The 17228-nt window shown below is 66.4% G+C and carries 22 protein-coding genes; 9 read left to right on the top strand and 13 right to left on the bottom strand.

What is annotated here, in order from left to right:
• Positions 1-159 precede the first annotated feature (159 nt).
• Positions 160-537 carry a lysozyme inhibitor LprI family protein gene (locus ACQHGV_RS13645; protein WP_183950042.1) on the top strand — a complete coding sequence of 126 codons (378 nt, stop codon included), beginning with the start codon at positions 160-162 and terminating at the stop codon, positions 535-537.
• Between the two features lie 23 nt (positions 538-560).
• Here the strand turns inward: ACQHGV_RS13645 and ACQHGV_RS13650 are convergent, their stop codons facing one another.
• The 3 genes from ACQHGV_RS13650 to ACQHGV_RS13660 form a co-directional block, all read right to left on the bottom strand.
• On the bottom strand, positions 561-932 hold the full coding sequence (locus tag ACQHGV_RS13650; RefSeq protein ID WP_440978610.1) for a hypothetical protein: 372 nt from the start codon (positions 930-932) through the stop codon (positions 561-563).
• 125 nt (positions 933-1057) lie between these two features.
• Complete coding sequence (gene rpsD / locus ACQHGV_RS13655) at positions 1058-1672, bottom strand: 30S ribosomal protein S4 (protein WP_183950038.1); 615 nt, start codon at positions 1670-1672, stop codon at positions 1058-1060.
• A 160-nt stretch (positions 1673-1832) separates the two neighbouring features.
• Positions 1833-2057 (bottom strand): hypothetical protein, encoded by a 225-nt coding sequence (locus ACQHGV_RS13660; protein ID WP_440978611.1) that lies wholly within the window; start codon positions 2055-2057, stop codon positions 1833-1835.
• 104 nt (positions 2058-2161) lie between these two features.
• Here ACQHGV_RS13660 and ACQHGV_RS13665 point away from each other — a divergent pair, with 104 nt between their 5' ends.
• Positions 2162-2470: a chorismate mutase gene (locus ACQHGV_RS13665; RefSeq protein ID WP_440978612.1), complete on the top strand. Its 309-nt coding sequence runs from the start codon at positions 2162-2164 to the stop codon at positions 2468-2470.
• Positions 2471-2617: 147 nt separating this feature from the next.
• Here the strand turns inward: ACQHGV_RS13665 and ACQHGV_RS13670 are convergent, their stop codons facing one another.
• The 6 genes from ACQHGV_RS13670 to rpiB form a co-directional block, all read right to left on the bottom strand.
• Positions 2618-3349, bottom strand: coding sequence for an RNA methyltransferase (locus ACQHGV_RS13670; protein ID WP_440978613.1), 732 nt, complete (start codon positions 3347-3349; stop codon positions 2618-2620).
• A 3-nt stretch (positions 3350-3352) separates the two neighbouring features.
• A complete protein-coding gene (locus ACQHGV_RS13675; RefSeq protein ID WP_440978614.1) occupies positions 3353-3673 on the bottom strand; it encodes a GIY-YIG nuclease family protein in 321 nt (106 codons plus the stop codon).
• A gap of 198 nt (positions 3674-3871) precedes the next feature.
• Positions 3872-4339 (bottom strand): transcriptional regulator NrdR, encoded by a 468-nt coding sequence (gene nrdR, locus ACQHGV_RS13680; protein ID WP_409792858.1) that lies wholly within the window; start codon positions 4337-4339, stop codon positions 3872-3874.
• On the bottom strand, positions 4340-4531 hold the full coding sequence (locus ACQHGV_RS13685) for a hypothetical protein (RefSeq protein WP_183950027.1): 192 nt from the start codon (positions 4529-4531) through the stop codon (positions 4340-4342).
• An 11-nt stretch (positions 4532-4542) separates the two neighbouring features.
• Entirely contained in the window at positions 4543-5838 is a 1296-nt protein-coding gene (gene glyA / locus ACQHGV_RS13690) for a serine hydroxymethyltransferase (RefSeq protein WP_409792861.1), read from the bottom strand.
• A 20-nt stretch (positions 5839-5858) separates the two neighbouring features.
• On the bottom strand, positions 5859-6302 hold the full coding sequence (gene rpiB, locus ACQHGV_RS13695) for a ribose 5-phosphate isomerase B (protein ID WP_440978615.1): 444 nt from the start codon (positions 6300-6302) through the stop codon (positions 5859-5861).
• Positions 6303-6418: 116 nt separating this feature from the next.
• On the opposite strand from rpiB, the gene ACQHGV_RS13700 reads away from it, so the two are divergent.
• Together ACQHGV_RS13700 and ACQHGV_RS13705 are read left to right on the top strand one after the other, a co-directional pair.
• Positions 6419-6865 (top strand): hypothetical protein, encoded by a 447-nt coding sequence (locus ACQHGV_RS13700; protein WP_409792867.1) that lies wholly within the window; start codon positions 6419-6421, stop codon positions 6863-6865.
• Between the two features lie 44 nt (positions 6866-6909).
• The gene (locus ACQHGV_RS13705; RefSeq protein ID WP_440978616.1) at positions 6910-7458 is read left to right on the top strand and encodes a Uma2 family endonuclease; all 549 of its coding nucleotides are present in this window, start codon (positions 6910-6912) and stop codon (positions 7456-7458) included.
• 217 nt (positions 7459-7675) lie between these two features.
• Here ACQHGV_RS13705 and hemA read toward each other — a convergent pair whose 3' ends face one another.
• The gene (gene hemA, locus ACQHGV_RS13710; protein WP_221211334.1) at positions 7676-8917 is read right to left on the bottom strand and encodes a 5-aminolevulinate synthase; all 1242 of its coding nucleotides are present in this window, start codon (positions 8915-8917) and stop codon (positions 7676-7678) included.
• Between the two features lie 258 nt (positions 8918-9175).
• Positions 9176-9973, bottom strand: a complete 798-nt coding sequence (murI, locus tag ACQHGV_RS13715; RefSeq protein ID WP_440978617.1) for a glutamate racemase — start codon at positions 9971-9973, stop codon at positions 9176-9178.
• A 104-nt stretch (positions 9974-10077) separates the two neighbouring features.
• Between murI and plsY the strand changes: the two genes are divergently transcribed.
• The 4 genes from plsY (at position 10078) to topA (ending at position 15066) form a co-directional block, all read left to right on the top strand.
• Positions 10078-10683: a glycerol-3-phosphate 1-O-acyltransferase PlsY gene (gene plsY, locus ACQHGV_RS13720; RefSeq protein WP_440978618.1), complete on the top strand. Its 606-nt coding sequence runs from the start codon at positions 10078-10080 to the stop codon at positions 10681-10683.
• Positions 10676-11755, top strand: coding sequence for a DNA-processing protein DprA (gene dprA, locus ACQHGV_RS13725; RefSeq protein WP_440978619.1), 1080 nt, complete (start codon positions 10676-10678; stop codon positions 11753-11755). The genes plsY and dprA overlap by 8 nt, the downstream gene beginning before the upstream one ends.
• Positions 11752-12258, top strand: a complete 507-nt coding sequence (locus ACQHGV_RS13730) for a GNAT family N-acetyltransferase (RefSeq protein WP_440978620.1) — start codon at positions 11752-11754, stop codon at positions 12256-12258. Before dprA ends, ACQHGV_RS13730 begins: the two co-directional genes overlap by 4 nt.
• Positions 12259-12468: 210 nt before the next feature.
• Complete coding sequence (gene topA / locus ACQHGV_RS13735) at positions 12469-15066, top strand: type I DNA topoisomerase (RefSeq protein WP_440978621.1); 2598 nt, start codon at positions 12469-12471, stop codon at positions 15064-15066.
• Positions 15067-15109: 43 nt separating this feature from the next.
• Here topA and ACQHGV_RS13740 read toward each other — a convergent pair whose 3' ends face one another.
• Both ACQHGV_RS13740 and panC read right to left on the bottom strand, forming a co-directional pair.
• On the bottom strand, positions 15110-15415 hold the full coding sequence (locus ACQHGV_RS13740; RefSeq protein ID WP_409792959.1) for a hypothetical protein: 306 nt from the start codon (positions 15413-15415) through the stop codon (positions 15110-15112).
• A gap of 77 nt (positions 15416-15492) precedes the next feature.
• Entirely contained in the window at positions 15493-16335 is an 843-nt protein-coding gene (panC, locus tag ACQHGV_RS13745) for a pantoate--beta-alanine ligase (RefSeq protein WP_440978622.1), read from the bottom strand.
• Positions 16336-16410: 75 nt separating this feature from the next.
• Here panC and ACQHGV_RS13750 point away from each other — a divergent pair, with 75 nt between their 5' ends.
• Positions 16411-17220 (top strand): division plane positioning ATPase MipZ, encoded by an 810-nt coding sequence (locus ACQHGV_RS13750; RefSeq protein WP_183950004.1) that lies wholly within the window; start codon positions 16411-16413, stop codon positions 17218-17220.
• The last annotated feature ends 8 nt before the right edge of the window (positions 17221-17228 follow it).

Below are 17228 nucleotides of genomic sequence, written 5' to 3' on the forward strand. Positions count from 1 at the left end.
CAAATGTTAGACTTGAGACATTCTAGTGCGACGATACGGATCGTGACGTACATCCCTTTGTCGGATCATGGGATTTCCGTCCGCAACCGTTACGACGACAAATCGGTTGACCCTCCCGCGGGCCAATGAAAGCATCCGCCCGCATAAAAGGAGGGACAGATGAAAGTGATCGCCGTCATATCCGCCATGATCGTCGCCGGCATCGGGGCATCCGCCACCGCGCAGGAATCGCCCAATCTCTCGGCCGCCTATGTCCGTTGCATGGAGCGCGCGGGCGGGAACACGGTGCAGAGCGGCGTGTGTACGCAGCGGGAATCGGCGGTGCAGGACGATCGGCTGAACAAGTCCTATCAGCAGGTTATGCGCCAGCTGGCATCGCGTCCGGCGGCCAAGATCGCGCTGCGCGATCAGCAGCGCCGTTGGATTCGCGAGCGTGACTATAGCTGCAAGATCAACGGCGACACGATCGACACCGGCTGCATCGTCACCAAGACGGCGTTGCGCGCGGACGAACTGGAACGCCAGGTCCGCTTCTGATCGCGATGCTGGGCGGCTGAGGATCAGTCGCCCAGCGAATAGACCGCGTTGAACCGGCCGTCCTTCAACGCGCCGATCGTCCAGTGCGACGGCGCGCCGTTGGCGAAGGTGACCTTGTAATTCTCGTAATGCCGGCCGTCCGCGTCCTCCGCCTTGACCAGGGTCATCGACTGGATCGCGCCCGCCACCTTCAGCATGGCCGACATTTGCGGCAGTTGCTGGCGACAGGCCCCCAGCAGTTCCGGCCCCATCAGCGTCTCGGGACAGGTGCCGTCCGCGACCGCAGTGAACATCGCACGAAGTTGGCCTGCATAGAGGCCCTGCTCGCCCGTCTGCGCCTGCGCCGACGACGCCAGCATCAGTGCACCGATCGCCAGGATTCCCAGTCGCTTCATGGCCCCATCCCTCCAAAATTTCGGGTGAGTATGACCCGCGCCATGGCACCCGACAAGCGACGCCCAAACAAAAAGGGCGGCCCCATCGGGACCGCCCTTTTCGTAAATTCGGTAAGACCCGAAACTTAGCGCGAATAGAATTCGACGACCAGGTTCGGTTCCATCTTCACCGGATAGGGCACCTCGTCCAGGGTCGGAATGCGGGTCAGCGCGACCTTGGTGTTGCCGTCGGCGGTGACATAGTCGGGCACTTCACGCTCGGCGAGCTGCTGCGCTTCCATGACCAGCGCCATTTCGGTCGCCTTCGAACCCAGCGAAATCTCGTCGCCGACGAAGCAGCGGCGCGACGCGACGTTGCACTTCACGCCGTTGACGCGGATGTGGCCGTGGCTGACCAGCTGGCGCGCGGCGAAGATCGTCGGCGCGAACTTGGCCCGGTACACGATCATGTCCAGACGCTGCTCGAGCAGGCCGATCAGGTTCTGCGAGGTATCGCCCTTCATGCGGGCGGCTTCCTGGTAGCAGGCCTTGAACTGCTTCTCGGTCACGTCGCCATAATAGCCCTTCAGCTTCTGCTTGGCGCGCAGCTGCAGACCGAAGTCCGACATCTTGCCCTTGCGACGCTGACCGTGCTGGCCGGGGCCGTATTCACGCTTGTTGACGGGGCTCTTGGGGCGGCCCCAGATGTTCTCGCCCATACGGCGATCGAGCTTGTACTTCGCGCTCTGACGCTTCGACATGTGTAATCCTTGGCAATTACGAACGACGTTGGTCCCGGTATCGCACCATGCAAGCCTTTATGGGGACAAGCGCAGGCCCACCGCTTCACCGGGATGCGGGGGCAATTGCGAAGCGGCGCGCCTAGACGACAGGCGCGCCGGAGTCAAGCACGCCGGCCGGTCAACGACCGCTGGCGGTATTCAGCCGGCCGGTCGCCGTCTCCACGTCGTTGCGCGCGTTGGCGGCGATTTCGTCCCACTCCGCCTGGGTCTTACAGATTCGCTTGCCCCCCAGGCGCGAGCCCGTGGTTTCCTGCACTCGGCAGATTTTCTTTTCCTTCGCGGGCGGCGGGGTCGGCTCGGTCTGTTGGCCGGCAAGCGCCAGCAGCATGAGGGTGGTCAGCATCGTCCTATCTCCCAATTGGAACGCGCCGCCATGCTATCCCGCGCCGGGCATGATCGGCAAGCCGCACTAGACAGCAGGAACGCCACCCGGCAGAGCCTTTGCCCATGACCCAGATTCTCGCCGGCCCCGATTGCACCACCATGGCGGAGGTCCGCGCGGGCGTCGACCAGCTCGACCGCGAACTGGTGACGATGCTCGCGCGCCGCTTCGCCTATATGGACGCCGCCGCGCGGATCAAACCGACCCGAGACCGCGTGCGCGACGAGGACCGCAAGACCCAGGTGATCGACCAGGCCCGCGCCGAAGCCCAGCGGCTGGGCGTGCCCGAGACGGTGGTCGCGGCGATGTGGGAAACGCTGGTCGAAGGCTCGATCGCCTATGAGCTGGCGGCGTTCGACCGGACGCGGGGGTAAGTTTTCCCACCCCCCTACCCTTTACACCCCAACCTCCGTTCAGGCTGAGCGAAGTCGAAGCCCAAGGGATAACCTCCGCCAAGCGCCCCCGGTGACGGGCTTCACGGCGTAGCCTTCGACTACGCTCAGGCCGAACGGACGTGGGGTCTACCGCTGGCGCGGCCGCGCCAGCGTCGACAGCACCCCGCGCAGGGTCCGCACCTCCTGGCTCGACCAGCCCGGCTTGGTCAGCAGGGTGCGCAGCGTCCGCTTGGTCGCGGGAGTCCGGTCCTCCGGGAAGAAATAGCCCGCGCCGTCGAGCATTTCCTCCAGCTGGCCGATCATCCCGTCCAACTCGCCCTGCGGCGCGACCTCGGGCAGTTCGACCTCGGGCGGCTGGGCCAGTTCGACACCCTTCGACCATTCATAGGCGATCAGGATCACCGCCTGCGCCAGGTTCAGGCTGCCGAATTCCGGGTTGATCGGCACAGTGACGATCTTGCGCGCGATGGCGACGTCGTCGGTTTCCAGCCCCGACCGCTCCGGCCCGAACAGGAACGCGGCACGCCCAACGGTATCAGCATGGATTTCGCGCGCGGCGTCTTCCGGGGTCACGACCGGCTTGGTCACGCCGCGCTTGCGCACCGTGGTGGCATAGACCTGCGCACAATCGGCCACCGCGTCGGCGACGCTCTCATAGACCTTGGCCTGTTCCAGCACGATGTCGGCCCCCGACGCGGCAGGACCGGCTTGCGGATTGGGCCAACCATCGCGCGGGGTGACGAGCCGCATCTCGACCAGCCCGAAATTCAGCATGGCGCGCGCGGCCTTGCCAATATTCTCGCCGAGCTGCGGGCGGACCAGGACGATGACGGGGGGCTGGGATCGGGGCTGGGACACAATTCAATCTTCCGTTCGCCCTGAGCGAAGTCGAAGGGCACGTTCGGCGCGCGGTATCGCGGCTTCTTTCAGGCTCGTCCAGTCCGATACGATCAGGGCCTGTTTCTTCGTGCGGGACCAGCCTTTGATCTGCCGTTCGGCAGTGAGGGCTTCGTGGCGGGAGGGGAAGTCCTGGGACCAGGCGAGCGTCACCGGGCGGCGGGTTTGGGTGTAGCAGGGGATTTCGCCGGATTGGTGCTGGGCGATGCGGTGTTCGAGGTTGTCGGTGTGGCCGGTGTGGAAACTGCCATCGGAGCAACGGAGGATGTAACAGTAGAAGGCCATCGCCCGGTTCCCATCAGCCAATGACCCGATGCTATCGGAGCAACAACTTGGAGCAAGCGATTCCCGCGGGCTTCGACTTCGCTCAGCCTGAACGGGGGTTGAGGATGAAGAGCGCCGGGCGGAGAGCTTCTATACAAACAGCCGTTCAGGCTGAGCGAAGTCGAAGCCCACGCCCCGAACCTCACATCAAGCCCAAACTCACTCCCCCTTCGGCGCCACCTCTTCCACCGTCCCGGCAAATGCCTCGAAGTCCTTGGCCTCACCAAACTCGCGGTACACACTGGCGAACCGGATATAGGCCACCGAATCCAGCCCCTTGAGCCCCTCCATCACCATCTCGCCGATCCGCTTGGACGACACCTCGCCCTCGCCGCTCGTCTCCAGCTGGCGCTGGATTCCGGACACGAGCTTTTCCACCCGCACCGGATCGATCGGCCGCTTCCGCGTGGCGATAGAAATGGACCGGAGCAGCTTTTCCCGGTCGAACGGCTCGCGCCGATCCTCGCTCTTCAGCACGAACAGCTCGCGCAATTGGATGCGCTCGAACGTCGTGAAGCGCGCGCCGCAGCCCTCGCATTGGCGGCGACGGCGGATGGCCGCCCCATCTTCGGTGGGGCGGCTGTCCTTTACCTGACTGTCTTCATGGCCACAAAAGGGGCAGCGCATTCAGATCTTCTTTTTGGCCTTGAAATAGGCGTAGCCGGCACCCGCCGCCGCGCCGAAGATCGGGCCGACGAACGGCACCGGGATCGCGACGACGGCGCCGAGCGCACCCCATTTCGCCATGCTCTTGCCCAGGCCCGGGGTCGACTTGATGTCGCTCTGCACCTCGGCAAATTTCTGGTCGAACTTGGCCATTTGAAACGTCCTTATCCCTGATAGATCGGAAAGCGTGCGCAAAGCTCACGCACACGGGCACGAACGTTCGCCTCGACCTCCGGGTCCCCATGCTCGCCCTTGGCCTTCAGACCGTCGAGCACATCGGCGACCATATGGCCGATCTGCTCGAACTCCGCCGGGCCGAAACCGCGCGTGGTGCCGGCGGGCGAGCCGACGCGGATGCCGCTGGTCTTCATCGGCGGCAGCGGGTCGTTGGGGATGCCGTTCTTGTTGCAGGTGATGCCCGCCCGCTCCAGCGCCTCGTCGGCGTCGCGGCCGGTGATGCCCAGCGGGGTCAGGTCGACCAGCGCCAGATGCGTGTCAGTGCCGCCCGCGACCAGGTTCGCGCCTCGCGCCTTCAACGTCGCCGCCAGCACACGGGCATTCTCGACCACCGCCGCGATATAGGTCTTGAATTCGGGCTGGAGCGCCTCGCCGAACGCGACCGCCTTGGCGGCGATGACGTGCATCAGCGGACCGCCCTGCAGGCCGGGGAAGACCGCCGAGTTGATCTTCTTCGCGATCGCTTCGTCATTGGTCATGATCATGCCGCCGCGCGGACCGCGCAGGGTCTTGTGCGTGGTGGTGGTCACGACATGGGCATGGCCGAACGGAGTCGGGTGCAGCCCGCCCGCGACGATCCCGGCGAAGTGGGCCATGTCGACCATGAAATACGCGCCGACCTCATCCGCGATGGCGCGGAACTTGGCGAAGTCGATCGTGCGCGGATAGGCCGAGCCGCCCGCGATGATGATCTTGGGCTGGCTCTCGCGCGCGATCCGGGCGACCTCGTCATAGTCGATCAGGTGCGTCTCGGGATCGACGCCGTACTGGACCGCGTTGAACCACTTGCCCGACAGCGCCGCCCGGGCGCCGTGCGTCAGGTGACCACCGGCGTCGAGCGACAGGCCCATGATCGTGTCGCCGGGCTTGGCCAGCGCCAGCATGACCGCGCCGTTCGCCTGCGCGCCCGAATGCGGCTGGACGTTGACGAAGTCGCAGCCGAAAATCTGTTTGGCGCGGTCGATCGCCAGCTGCTCGACCTCGTCCGACGGCGCGCAGCCCTGATAATAGCGCTTGCCCGGATAACCCTCGGCATACTTGTTGGTGAAGACCGAGCCTTGCGCTTCCATCACCGCCTTGGAGACGATGTTCTCGGAGGCGATCAGCTCGATCTGGGTCTGCTCGCGCTCCAGCTCGTGCGACACACCGGCGAAGACGGCGGGGTCGGCATCGGCCAGGGTGCGGGTGAAGAAACCGGCGGGCTGGACGTCATTCATGCTCATGAGGGCGGTATCCTTGGCGTTCAATTCTGGGCGGGCGCGGTGGACAGCATGTCGACACGGCGCTGATGACGTCCGCCCTCGAACGGGGTGGACAGGAAGGCGGCGAGGCAGGCCTTGGCCATTTCCTCGCCGATGACGCGCGCGCCCATGGCGATGGCGTTGGCGTCGTTATGCTGACGGGCGAGCGCGGCCGACAACGGCTCGGACACGAGCGCGCAGCGGCAGGCGGGGTTGCGATTGGCGGCGATCGAGATGCCGATGCCCGAGCCGCACAGCGCCACGCCGCGCTCCGCGCGCCCATCGGCCAAGGCCTCGCCGACCGCTCGGCCGAAATCGGGATAGTCGACGCTGGCCGAACCGTCCGTGCCGAGGTCCAGCACCTCATGCCCCTCACCGCGCAGCCAGTCCGCCAGCACGGTCTTCAACGAGACGGCGGCATGATCGGATGCGATCGCGATGCGCATGGGACGGGCGCTCCTGGCAGATAAGGATGGAATGGGTGCGCCTTTACGCGCGCGCGCTGGCGATGGCTACCCCTTGGAGAGGGAACATGTGTCCGGCCCGGCCGGTTTTCGGCGGCATGAAACGCATCATCCTGCTGTCCGCCCTGATCGCCGTCACCGCCTGCTCGCGCGAAACGCCGGAGGTGGCCAACAACACCGCCGCATCGGTCGGCGGACCCAGCGTCGCGGCGACCGCCGGCCCGGCCGGCGACGGATCGACCTTCACCGGCCTGCCGAAGAAGAAGGCGCCGGACTATGTCGGTCGCTATGTCGGGGTGGAGGGCATGTACCTGAACATCAAGCACGCCGCGACACCGGGCCGCTATCGCCTGGAGATGCAGTGGGACCTCGACAACAAGGGCGAGTTCAAGGGCGATGCGGTCGGCGACACCATCGTGTTCGAACGCAATGGCGTGCGTGAAACACTGCGCCCGACCAACGGCGATGCGACGGGGTTGAAGTATCTCGCGGGCAAGACCGAGTGCCTGACGGTGAAACCTGGCGAGGGCTATTGCAAGAAATGAGGTGCGGCTAGGTTTGCGCTTGGCCTCATGATAGGATTGCGTCCGTGAACCAGTTGGCCCGCCTTTCCCCGGACACCCGCGCGCGCTTCACCAGCGCCGAGTTCCTGCATATGGTCGAAAGCGGCGCGTTTGACGGCATGAAGGTCGAACTGATCGACGGAGAGCTGGCACGGATGAATCCTCCGATGAACGGCCATTCCGCAGCGCAGGCCAACGTCGTCTTCTACCTTGCGCAGAAGATGGGACCGGCTTTGGTCCGGGGCGAAACGGGTATCGTCCTGAACGACTCGAACGTCGTCTCCTGCGATGCAGCGCTTTTGCGACGGGCAGTGACGGAGAATCGCTTCCTGACCCCGGCGGATATTCTGCTGGTGATCGAAATCGCGCAGACGACGCAGGGACGCGATTTGGGAGTAAAGCGAATGCTCTACGCAAGCGCGGACATCCCGACCTATTGGACGATCGATGGCCAACGCCGCGTCGTGCATGTCCATGCCGAGCCGGTTGACGGGGAATACACCAGCGTCCGTACCGTGCGATTTGGCGAGCCGCTCCCCGTGCCGGGCAGCGAGGCGGTCATCACGCTGGATTGAGTGGTTCGCGCAAAGCAGCGAAGTCGCAAAGATATTTGTTCGCGCGGAGGCGCGGAGGACGCTGAGGTGTCGCGCCTGATCGCGGCAAGCACGACACTTCAACAGGCAGGCGAACAAAGCGATACGCGCAATGCCGGGCGACCCTCTGGGCCATCCGGGCCGCTGCGCGAACCCATCTTCCAAGCGTCGTCGCGGCTTCGCGTGAAAACGATGCGGCTTACGCCGCCATCTTCAGCTCCAGCCGCTCCCAGATTTCGACCAGCGCCGACACCAGTTCCGCCATCATCGCCTCGTCATGCGCCGGGCCCGGCGTGAAGCGCAGGCGCTCGGTGCCGCGCGGCACGGTGGGGTAATTGATCGGCTGGACGTACACGCCGTACTCGGCGAGCAGAATGTCGCTGATCTTCTTGGCCTTGACCGGATCGCCGACCATTACCGGCACGATATGCGTCTCGCCCAGCATGACGGGCAGGTTCGCGTCGCGCATCATCGCCTTCAGCTTGGCAGCGGCGGCCTGCTGCCCCTCGCGCTCGACCGAGCTCTGCTTCAGATGGCGCACGCTCGCCAGCACGCCCGCGACCAGCACCGGCGACAGCGAGGTGGTGAAGATGAACCCCGGCGCATAGGACCGAATCACGTCGACGATCATCCGGTCGGCCGCGATATAGCCGCCCATCACGCCGAACGCCTTGCCCAGCGTGCCCTCGATCACGGTCAGCCGGTGCGCGACATGGTCCCGCTCCGAAATGCCGCCGCCGCGCGCGCCGTACATCCCGACCGCATGCACCTCGTCGAGATAGGTCAGCGCGTTATACTTGTCGGCGAGATCACAGATCGCCGCGATCGGGGCGACGTCGCCCTCCATCGAATACACGCTCTCGAACGCGATCAGCTTGGGCACCGCCGGGTCCGCCGCCGCGAGCAGTTCCTCCAGATGCGCCAGGTCGTTGTGGCGGAAGACCTGCTTCTCGCAACCCGAATTGCGGATGCCTGCGATCATCGAGGCATGGTTGAGCTCGTCGGAAAAGATCACGCAGCCCGGCAGGATCTTGGCCAGCGTCGCCAGCGTCGCCTCGTTGGAGACGTATCCGCTGGTGAACAGCAAGGCCGCTTCCTTGCCGTGCAGGTCGGCGAGTTCGCCTTCCAGATCGACATGATAATGGGTGTTGCCGCCGATGTTGCGCGTGCCGCCCGAGCCTGCGCCCACGTCATGGAGCGCTTCCTCCATCGCGGCGATGACCTTCGGATGTTGCCCCATCGCCAGATAGTCGTTGGAGCACCAGACGGTGATCGGCTTGGGCCCGTTATGCCCGGCAAAGCACCGGGCGTTCGGGAACATGCCCTTGTTGCGCAAAATGTCGATGAAGACGCGGTAACGTCCCTCGGCGTGCAGGCGGTCGATCGCCTGGGTGAAGACGCGGGAATAATCCACGCGCGCGTCCGTGCCCTCGATGCTCATGGGAAGCGAATGTAGGCGCAAGCCGCGCATGAATCGAGTCGGGAACTGCACTCACTGTGATCGATCATGGTGGACATATTGTCCCAAGCATCGATCGGTTCCTGATGCGGGTGGTTCGCAGCGCCCCCCTTCCCGCCCTCCGTTCAGGCTGAGTGAAGTCGAAGCCTAAGGGAAAAGCCTCGCCGCAAGCGAATCCCGTGCACTTCGACTTCGCTCAGTGCGAACGGCGGGGGACTCAGTGCGAACGGAGATGGAGGCTTACAGCGCCTCGATCCGCGTGAAACCCCGCGCCGCCAGCCCGGGCGCGAGCGCCTGCTCCCGCTCGCCGAGTCGGGTGAACACCGCCACGCCTTCCCCGGCCGAGTCGGGCCAGTCCTGTCCCTGCGTCAGGAATGCGATTCGCCGCGCGATGCCCGGCCCGCCATCGACGAAGCGCACCGCATGCGGCGCCGCTGCCGCCAGTTCCGCCTCGACCAGCGGGAAATGGGTACAAGCATTGACGATGACGTCGATCTGCTCGCCCCCCTCTTGCCCGAACAGCCCGTCCAGCACCGCCGTGAAGGATTCGGGCGCCAGCGTCTCGCCGCGCAGCTTCGCCTCGGCCAGTTCGACCAGTTCCGCCGAGCCGTGCCGGATCACCCGGCAATCCCCGCCGAACTTCGCCGCGAGGTCATCGACATAGGCCTGCCGCACCGTCGCGCGCGTACCGAGCACGCCGATCGTGCGCGTCCCGCTCATCGCCGCCGCCGGCTTGATCGCGGGCACCGTGCCGACGACCGGCAGGTCCAGCGCCACACGGACCGCCGGCAGCGCGATGGTCGAGGCGGTATTGCACGCGATCACGATCAGCCGCGGATGGTATCGCTCCGCCAGTCGGCCGAGCAGCGCAGGGACCCGCCCCGCAATCTCCGCCTCGGTCTTTTCGCCATAGGGAAAGCCCGCGCTGTCCGCGACATAGACGAAGGGCGCGCTCGGCAGGACAGCACGCGCCGGCCCCGCGATCGACAGCCCGCCCACGCCGGAATCGAAGAACAGGATGGGTCTCGCATCGCTCATCCGATGGTCTTTAGGACGCTCTCCGATGCGAGGCCAGCACCGCCCGACATTGGACAGGCGGATATCGATGTTCTATGTCTGTCCCGGAGCACAGGGGAAGACTATTGCCGACCGAAATCATCTGGGGGCCGCCGACCTGGGCCTTGCTGATCGGCTATCTGCTGGGGTCGATTCCCTTCGGCGTCATCCTGACGCGGGTGGCCGGCGCGGGCGATCTTCGCAGTATCGGATCGGGCAATATCGGCGCGACCAATGTGCTGCGGACCGGCCGCAAGGGTCTGGCCGCCGCGACGCTGATCCTCGACCTGTTGAAGGGCGTCGTCGCCGTGCTGGTCGTGCGTTACTGGCTGCCCGGCGAAGAGGCGCTGGCGGCGGCCGCCGCCTTTGTCGGCCATTGCTATCCGATCTGGCTGAGATTCCGCGGTGGCAAGGGCGTCGCCACGCTGATGGGCGTCGTCACCGCGCTCTACTGGCCGCTGGGGCTGGTCTATGCGGTGGTCTGGCTGGGCCTGCTCGCCACCATCCGCATCTCGGCGGTGGCGGGGATGACGGCAGCGATCAGCGCGCCGCTGGCGGCGGCGGTGATGGGGCGGTTCGACCTGGTCCTGCTGCTGATCGCGCTGGCGCTGATCGTCATCTGGAAACACGGCTCGAACATCGATCGGCTGCTGGCGGGCACCGAGCCGCGCATCGGTAAAAAGCGTGACTGATGCCCGGTTCGCGCAGCTCCGGCTGCTGCGGACGCATGGCATCGGACCCGTCACCTGGCGCCAGTTGATGGCGCGATTCGGGACGGCGGAGGCCGCGCTCGACGCCCTGCCCCAGCTCGCCCGGCGTGGCGGCGGCGAAGCACCGAAAGCCGCCGATCCGGCCGTGATCGCGCGCGAGATCGAGGCGGTGGCACGGCTGGGCGCACGGCATGTGATGCTGGGCGAGGCCGACTATCCACCGCTCCTCGCCGAACTCGACACCGCGCCGCCCGCGCTGATCCTACGCGGCGACATCGGTCTGGCGCGGCGCGGCGGCGTCGCTCTGGTCGGTGCGCGCAATGCCTCGGCCGCGTCGTGCCGGTTCGCACGCGGGCTGGCGCAGGACCTGGCGGCGCAGAACGTGCCCGTCACCTCCGGGCTGGCGCGCGGCATCGACACGGCGGCGCATATCGGCGCGCTCGACGGCGGCACGATCGGCGTCATCGCCAGCGGCATCGACATCGCCTTTCCGCCCGAGAACGCCCGGTTGCAGGAGGAGGTGGCGACGCGTGGCCTGCTGATCGCCGAACAACCGCCGGGCACCCAGCCGCTCGCCCGCCACTTCCCCTCTCGCAACCGGATCATCGCAGGGCTGGCGCAAGGAACGGTGGTGGTCGAGGCCGCCCCGCGCTCCGGCTCGCTCATCACCGCGCGGCTGGCGGGCGAAGCGGGGCGCGAGGTGATGGCGGTGCCCGGCCACCCCGCCGACCCACGCGCGCAAGGGTGCAACATGCTGATTCGGGAAGGCGCGACGCTGATCCAGTCGGCCGGCGACATCCTCGAACAGATCCGCCCCATCGACCCGCGCATGGTCCGCGCGCCGGAGATGCCCTACACGCCCCCGCCGCCCGAGGAGGCCAGCGACGCCGACCGCCGGCGGGTGAGCGACCTGCTCGGCCCGGTCGCGGTGACGATCGACGAACTCATCCGCCAGAGCGGCCGCCCGCCCGCGATCGTCCAGACGATCCTACTGGAGCTGGAGCTGGCCGGTCGACTGGAACGCCATGCGGGCGGCCGGGTGGCGCTGGCATGATCGAGACCGAGCGCCTGACCTTGCGCCCCTATGCGCCCGGCGATTTCGACGCCTATGCCGCGATGGTCGCCGATCCGGTGGTGGTCCGCCATGCCGGTGCGCCGATGACCGGTGAGGAAGCCTGGGCGCGGCTGCTGCGCTATATCGGCCACTGGTCGGTGTTCGGCCATGGCCTGTTCGCGGTGCTGGACAAGGCCAGCGGGACCTATCTCGGCGAAACCGGCTTCATGGATTTTAAGCGAGAGGTCGACCCGAAACTCTTGCCCTCCCCGCCCGAGGCGGCCTGGGTCTTCACCAGCGCCGCGCATGGCAAGGGCTATGCGTTCGAAGCGGCCGACGCCGCGCATCGCTGGATGGCGGAGGGGCAGGCGCCGGCGGCGACCCAATGCATTATCGCCCCCGCCAATTCGGGCTCGATCAGGCTGGCGAAGAAGCTGGGCTATGTCCTGCATGACCGGCCGCATTATCGCGGTCCGGCCTTGCGGTTCCTGCGAGAGGGTTGAGCGTGGCGTTCGACTTCGCTCAGGCTGAACGGAGGTTTGGGATGCCCGACACCAGTCCCATCAGCCGTTCAGCCTGAGCGAAGTCGAAGGCCACACCCCAACGCCACCCCCGTCCCAGCCCTGACCAAGGGCACGGCCAACCCCGCTTGACGGCCCCCCGCCCCCTCCCCATCCTCGCGTACACACGTAAGGGACGTAGTTTTACCACTCATGCAGCTTGTCATCGTCGAATCGCCCGCCAAGGCGAAGACCATCGAGAAATATCTGGGTTCGGACTACCGCGTCCTGGCGAGCTATGGTCACGTCCGCGACCTGCCGCCCAAGGACGGCTCGGTCGACCCGGACCAGAATTTCGCGATGGAGTGGGAGAATTACGCGGACAAGGCGCGCCAGCTCAAGGCCATCGCGGATGAGGCCAAGAAAGCCGACCGCCTGATCCTGGCCACCGACCCTGATCGCGAGGGGGAGGCGATTTCGTGGCACGTCCAGGAGGTGCTGAAGAACCGCAAGGCGCTGCCCGACAAGGTCGAGCGGGTGACGTTCAACGCGATCACCAAGCCCGCCATCCTGCACGCGATGCAGAATCCGCGTGAGCTGGATACCGACCTGATCGACGCCTACCGCGCCCGCCGCGCGCTCGACTATCTGGTCGGCTTCACCCTGTCGCCGGTGCTGTGGCGCAAGCTGCCCGGTGCCAAGTCGGCGGGCCGTGTCCAGTCGGTGGCACTGCGCCTGATCGTCGGGCGCGAACGTGAGATCGAGGCGTTCAAGCCCCAGGAATATTGGTCGGTGACGGCCGATATGGAGCAGGACGGCACCCCCTTCGTCGCGCGTCTGGTCCAGTGGGAGGGCAAGAAGCTCGACCGCCTGTCGATCGGCAATGAGGGCGACGCCACCCGCGCCAAGGCGGATGTCGAGGCGGGCCGGTTCCAGGTCCAGTCGGTCGAAACCAAGCCCGCGACGCGCAACCCGCCGCCGCCCTTCACCACCTCGACCCTGCAGCAGGAGGCCGCGCGCAAGCTGGGCTTCTCGGCCGATCACACGATGCGGATCGCGCAGCAGCTCTATGAGGACGGCGCAATCACGTACATGCGGACCGACGGCGTCCAGATGGACGGCTCGGCGATCTCGGCGGCGCGCAAGGCCGTGGCCGACCGTTATGACGCGTCCTACGTCCCGGACAAGCCGCGCGTCTATCAGTCGAAGGCCAAGAACGCGCAGGAAGCGCACGAGGCGATTCGCCCCACCGACTTCTCCCGCGACCGTGCCGGTTCGGGCGACCATGGCCGTCTCTACGACCTGATCTGGAAACGCGCGCTCGCCAGCCAGATGGCGTCGGCGCGGATGGAGCGGACCACCATCGACATGGCCGACGGCACCGGGCGTCATGTGTTGCGGGCCACGGGTCAGGTCGTGCTCTTCCCCGGCTATCTGGCGCTCTATGAGGAGGGCCAGGACGACAGCCAGGACGAAGAGGCGCGCCGCCTCCCCCGCCTGCGTGAAGGCGATGCGCCTGCGAAGAAGGAGGTCAAGGCCGAACAGCACTTCACCCAGCCGCCGCCGCGCTTCTCCGAGGCGTCGCTGGTCAAGCGGATGGAGGAGCTCGGCATCGGGCGTCCGTCGACCTATGCCTCGATCATCAAGACGCTGAAGGACCGGGCCTATGTCCGCGTTGAGAAGAACCGCTTCTTCGCCGAGGAGAGCGGGCGGCTGGTGACGGCGTTCCTGGAGCGCTTCTTCGAGAAATATGTCGGCTATGACTATACCGCCGAGCTGGAAGAGGAACTGGACGACGTGTCCGGCGGCCGCGCCCAGTGGCAGGCGGTGCTCGACGCCTTCTGGCGCGACTTCAAGCCGCGCACGTCCGAAGTCATGGAGCAGCAGCCCTCGGCAATTACCGCCGAATTGGATCAATTCCTCGCGCCTTACCTCTTCCCCGAGCGGGCGGACGGGGCGGACCCGCGCCTGTGCCCCAATTGCGGCGAAGGCAAGCTGGCGCTGCGCGGCGGGCGATTCGGCGCGTTCATCGCCTGCTCCAACTATCCCGAATGCAAATATACCCGTCGATTCGCGCAAGGGGGCGAAGGGGCTGGCGAAGACACCGGGCCGGAAACGCTGGGCCAGGACCCAGAAACCGGCTTGGCCGTAGAGCGCAAGTCGGGACGGTTTGGCCCCTATATCCAGCTGGGCGAGGGCAAGGACGCCAAGCGCGCCTCGATCCCCAAGGATGTCGATCTCGATCTGGAATGGGCATTGAAGCTGCTCAGCCTGCCGCGCACCATCGGCAACCATCCGGAAACCGGCGAGCCGATCACCGCGTCGATCGGGCGCTATGGCCCCTATCTGGCGCATGCGGGTAAATATGCGCGGCTGACGTCGACATCGGATGTGTTCGAAACGGGCATGAACGCCGCCGTGGTCAAGCTGGCCGAGGCGGCGGCGGGCGGTGGCCGGGCGGCGCGTGGGACCGCGTCGCGCGAACCGCTGAAAATACTGGGCAAGCATCCGCGCACCGAGGCGGAGATCAAGCTGATGGAAGGGCGCTACGGCCCCTACGTCACCGATGGCGAGACGAACGCGACCATCCCCAAGACGGTCGACAAGGATCAGCTGACGCTGGAGGAAGCCGCGCAGTTGATCGACGCGCGGGCGGCGGCAGCTCCGGCACGCAAGAAGCCGGCGAAAAAGGCCCCGGCGAAGAAAGCCGCGACCAAGACGGCGACGGCCAAAACGGCGGCCGAGAAGAAGCCGGCGGCCAAGAAAGCGCCCGCCAAGAAGGCGGCGGCGAAACCGAAGAGCGACGCCTGATCCCGTCCTCCCCAACGAGGCGGATCGGCGCGGCGCGGATCGGTCAGGCCGCGCGCATCTGCGGCGTGGCGCTGTAGAGGAACGCGCGCGCCTGGCGCTGTGCCTCGGCGATCTCGCGTGCGGTCATGTCGGTGGCGACTTCCGCACGCGCGATCTGCGCCGGCAGGAAACCGGCGACCGCCGCCAGGTTGAACCATTTGTGCGCCTCGATCAGGTCGTAGCGGACCCCGCCCGACCCGGTCGAATAGGCGACCCCCAGATCGTACATCATCGCGCCGTTCTGGCCGGTCGCCTGATCGACGAGCCGGCTTTCCGTCAGGAACTGCGCGCTCTTGCTGCTATTGGCCATATGAGCCCCCGTTGTCGAACATCCTTCGTGTTCGACTCGGAGAATATGCCCAATACGGTCACAAATTGGTTAATCGATTAACCGTCCGTGATAGCGATGTTATCGATCAATCGGGTCGCGCCCATGCGCGCGGCGGCGAGCAGGCGGCGGGGACGATCGGCGGCGGGATCGGGTGCCAGCGTCTCGGCATCGCCCAACGCGATATAGTCGACCTCGAACCCCGCGGCGGTCAACGTGGCGCGGGCATCGGCCAGCACGGTCGCCGCCTCCTCGCCCCGCCCGATCGCGCGCGCGGCGACGCCGAGGGCGCGCGGCAGCGCCACCGCCTTGGCCCGCTGTTCCTCGTCGAGATAGATGTTGCGCGACGACAGGGCCAGGCCGTCATCGTCGCGCTGGGTCGGCACGCCGACGATCTCGATGCCGAAGTCCAGATCGGCGACCATGCGGCGGATCACCGCCAGCTGCTGGAAATCCTTCTCGCCGAAATAGGCGGCGTCGGGCTTCACCTGGTTGAACAGCTTGGCGACCACCGTGGCCACGCCGTCGAAATGGCCGGGGCGCGATTCGCCGTCATAGCCTTCGCTGACGCCGGCGACATGGATCGTCGTCGCATGCCCGTCCTGATACATCGCCTCGACGCCCGGCATCCAGACCAGGTCGCAACCCGCCTCGGTCAGCATCCGGATGTCGGCCTGCTCGCGACGGGGATAGCGGCCCAGATCCTCGTTCGGCCCGAACTGCTTGGGATTGACGAAAATGGACGCCACCACCTTGGTGCCCGGACGCTTCGCCGCCTCGATCAGCGCGATATGCCCGGCATGGAGCGCGCCCATGGTCGGTACGAAGGCGATACGCACGCCCTCGGCCCGCAGCGCCGCAAGCGCCGCAACCAAGGCTTCGCGATCCCGAATGACTTGCACTGATTTTACCCCTCGTTCCCCACGCCGAGGGCTTCTATGTAGGGTGGCAACGGGGATCAATAAGGAAGCGACGAGTTGCCGGAACGGCTATCTTCAACGCACGTCATTGTCTTTGCCAATGAAAAAGGTGGCACAGGCAAATCGACGACGGCGGTTCATGTGGCGATCGCGCTGGCCGCGAAGGGCGCACGCGTGGCGTGTCTCGATCTGGATCATCGCCAGCGGACGGTGGGCCGCTATCTCGACAATCGGGCGGAGACGATCAAGCGCACCGGGCACAAGCTGCCCATGCCGGTGCATGCGACCCATAGCAGCCAGACCGAGGAGGGGTTCGAGGAACTCTGGTTCGGCCTGTCGCAGGATGCCGACTTCCTGATCGTCGACACGCCCGGCCGCGACGACCATTTCGCGCGGACGGCGGCGGCGCTGTCCAACACGCTGGTCACGCCGATGAACGACAGCTTCGTCGACTTCGACCTGATCGGACAGGTCGACCCGGAGACGTTCCAAGTGACGCGCCCCAGTTTCTATTCGGAGTTGATCTGGGACGCGCGCAAGCAGCGGGCCCGCGCCGATGGCACGACGATCGACTGGGTCGTGCTGCGCAACCGCCTGCAGCATATCGAGGCGCGCAACATGCGCCGCGTGTCGGACGCGCTGACCGACCTGTCGCGCCGTGTCGGCTTCCGCGTGATCCCGGGCCTGGGCGAGCGCGTCATCTATCGCGAGATGTTCCCCAACGGCCTGACCATGATCGACGCCAAGGAATTCGGCGCGATGGGTCTCGGCCATGTCGCCGCGCGGCAGGAGCTGCGCGAGATGATGGCGGCATTGCAACTGCCCGAGGCCTGGGCGGAAGCCGGCGCGCGCCCCGATGCGGCCTGATCGGGCGC

Origin of the sequence: Sphingomonas pseudosanguinis (assembly GCF_052056765.1) — a bacterium.
In the GTDB taxonomy this organism is placed as follows: Bacteria; Pseudomonadota; Alphaproteobacteria; order Sphingomonadales; family Sphingomonadaceae; genus Sphingomonas; species Sphingomonas pseudosanguinis.

Coding starts and splice junctions, on each gene's coding strand:
- ACQHGV_RS13700 (WP_409792867.1), top strand. CDS start 6,419: ATGAAACGCATCATCCTGCTGTCCGCCCTGATCGCCGTCACCGCCTGC.
- ACQHGV_RS13645 (WP_183950042.1), top strand. CDS start 160: ATGAAAGTGATCGCCGTCATATCCGCCATGATCGTCGCCGGCATCGGG.
- ACQHGV_RS13660 (WP_440978611.1), bottom strand. CDS start 2,057: ATGCTGACCACCCTCATGCTGCTGGCGCTTGCCGGCCAACAGACCGAG.
- rpsD (WP_183950038.1), bottom strand. CDS start 1,672: ATGTCGAAGCGTCAGAGCGCGAAGTACAAGCTCGATCGCCGTATGGGC.
- ACQHGV_RS13740 (WP_409792959.1), bottom strand. CDS start 15,415: ATGGCCAATAGCAGCAAGAGCGCGCAGTTCCTGACGGAAAGCCGGCTC.
- ACQHGV_RS13675 (WP_440978614.1), bottom strand. CDS start 3,673: ATGGCCTTCTACTGTTACATCCTCCGTTGCTCCGATGGCAGTTTCCAC.
- ACQHGV_RS13665 (WP_440978612.1), top strand. CDS start 2,162: ATGACCCAGATTCTCGCCGGCCCCGATTGCACCACCATGGCGGAGGTC.
- ACQHGV_RS13650 (WP_440978610.1), bottom strand. CDS start 932: ATGAAGCGACTGGGAATCCTGGCGATCGGTGCACTGATGCTGGCGTCG.
- murI (WP_440978617.1), bottom strand. CDS start 9,973: ATGAGCGATGCGAGACCCATCCTGTTCTTCGATTCCGGCGTGGGCGGG.
- ACQHGV_RS13730 (WP_440978620.1), top strand. CDS start 11,752: ATGATCGAGACCGAGCGCCTGACCTTGCGCCCCTATGCGCCCGGCGAT.
- ACQHGV_RS13685 (WP_183950027.1), bottom strand. CDS start 4,531: ATGGCCAAGTTCGACCAGAAATTTGCCGAGGTGCAGAGCGACATCAAG.
- nrdR (WP_409792858.1), bottom strand. CDS start 4,339: ATGCGCTGCCCCTTTTGTGGCCATGAAGACAGTCAGGTAAAGGACAGC.
- glyA (WP_409792861.1), bottom strand. CDS start 5,838: ATGAGCATGAATGACGTCCAGCCCGCCGGTTTCTTCACCCGCACCCTG.
- hemA (WP_221211334.1), bottom strand. CDS start 8,917: ATGAGCATCGAGGGCACGGACGCGCGCGTGGATTATTCCCGCGTCTTC.
- topA (WP_440978621.1), top strand. CDS start 12,469: ATGCAGCTTGTCATCGTCGAATCGCCCGCCAAGGCGAAGACCATCGAG.
- rpiB (WP_440978615.1), bottom strand. CDS start 6,302: ATGCGCATCGCGATCGCATCCGATCATGCCGCCGTCTCGTTGAAGACC.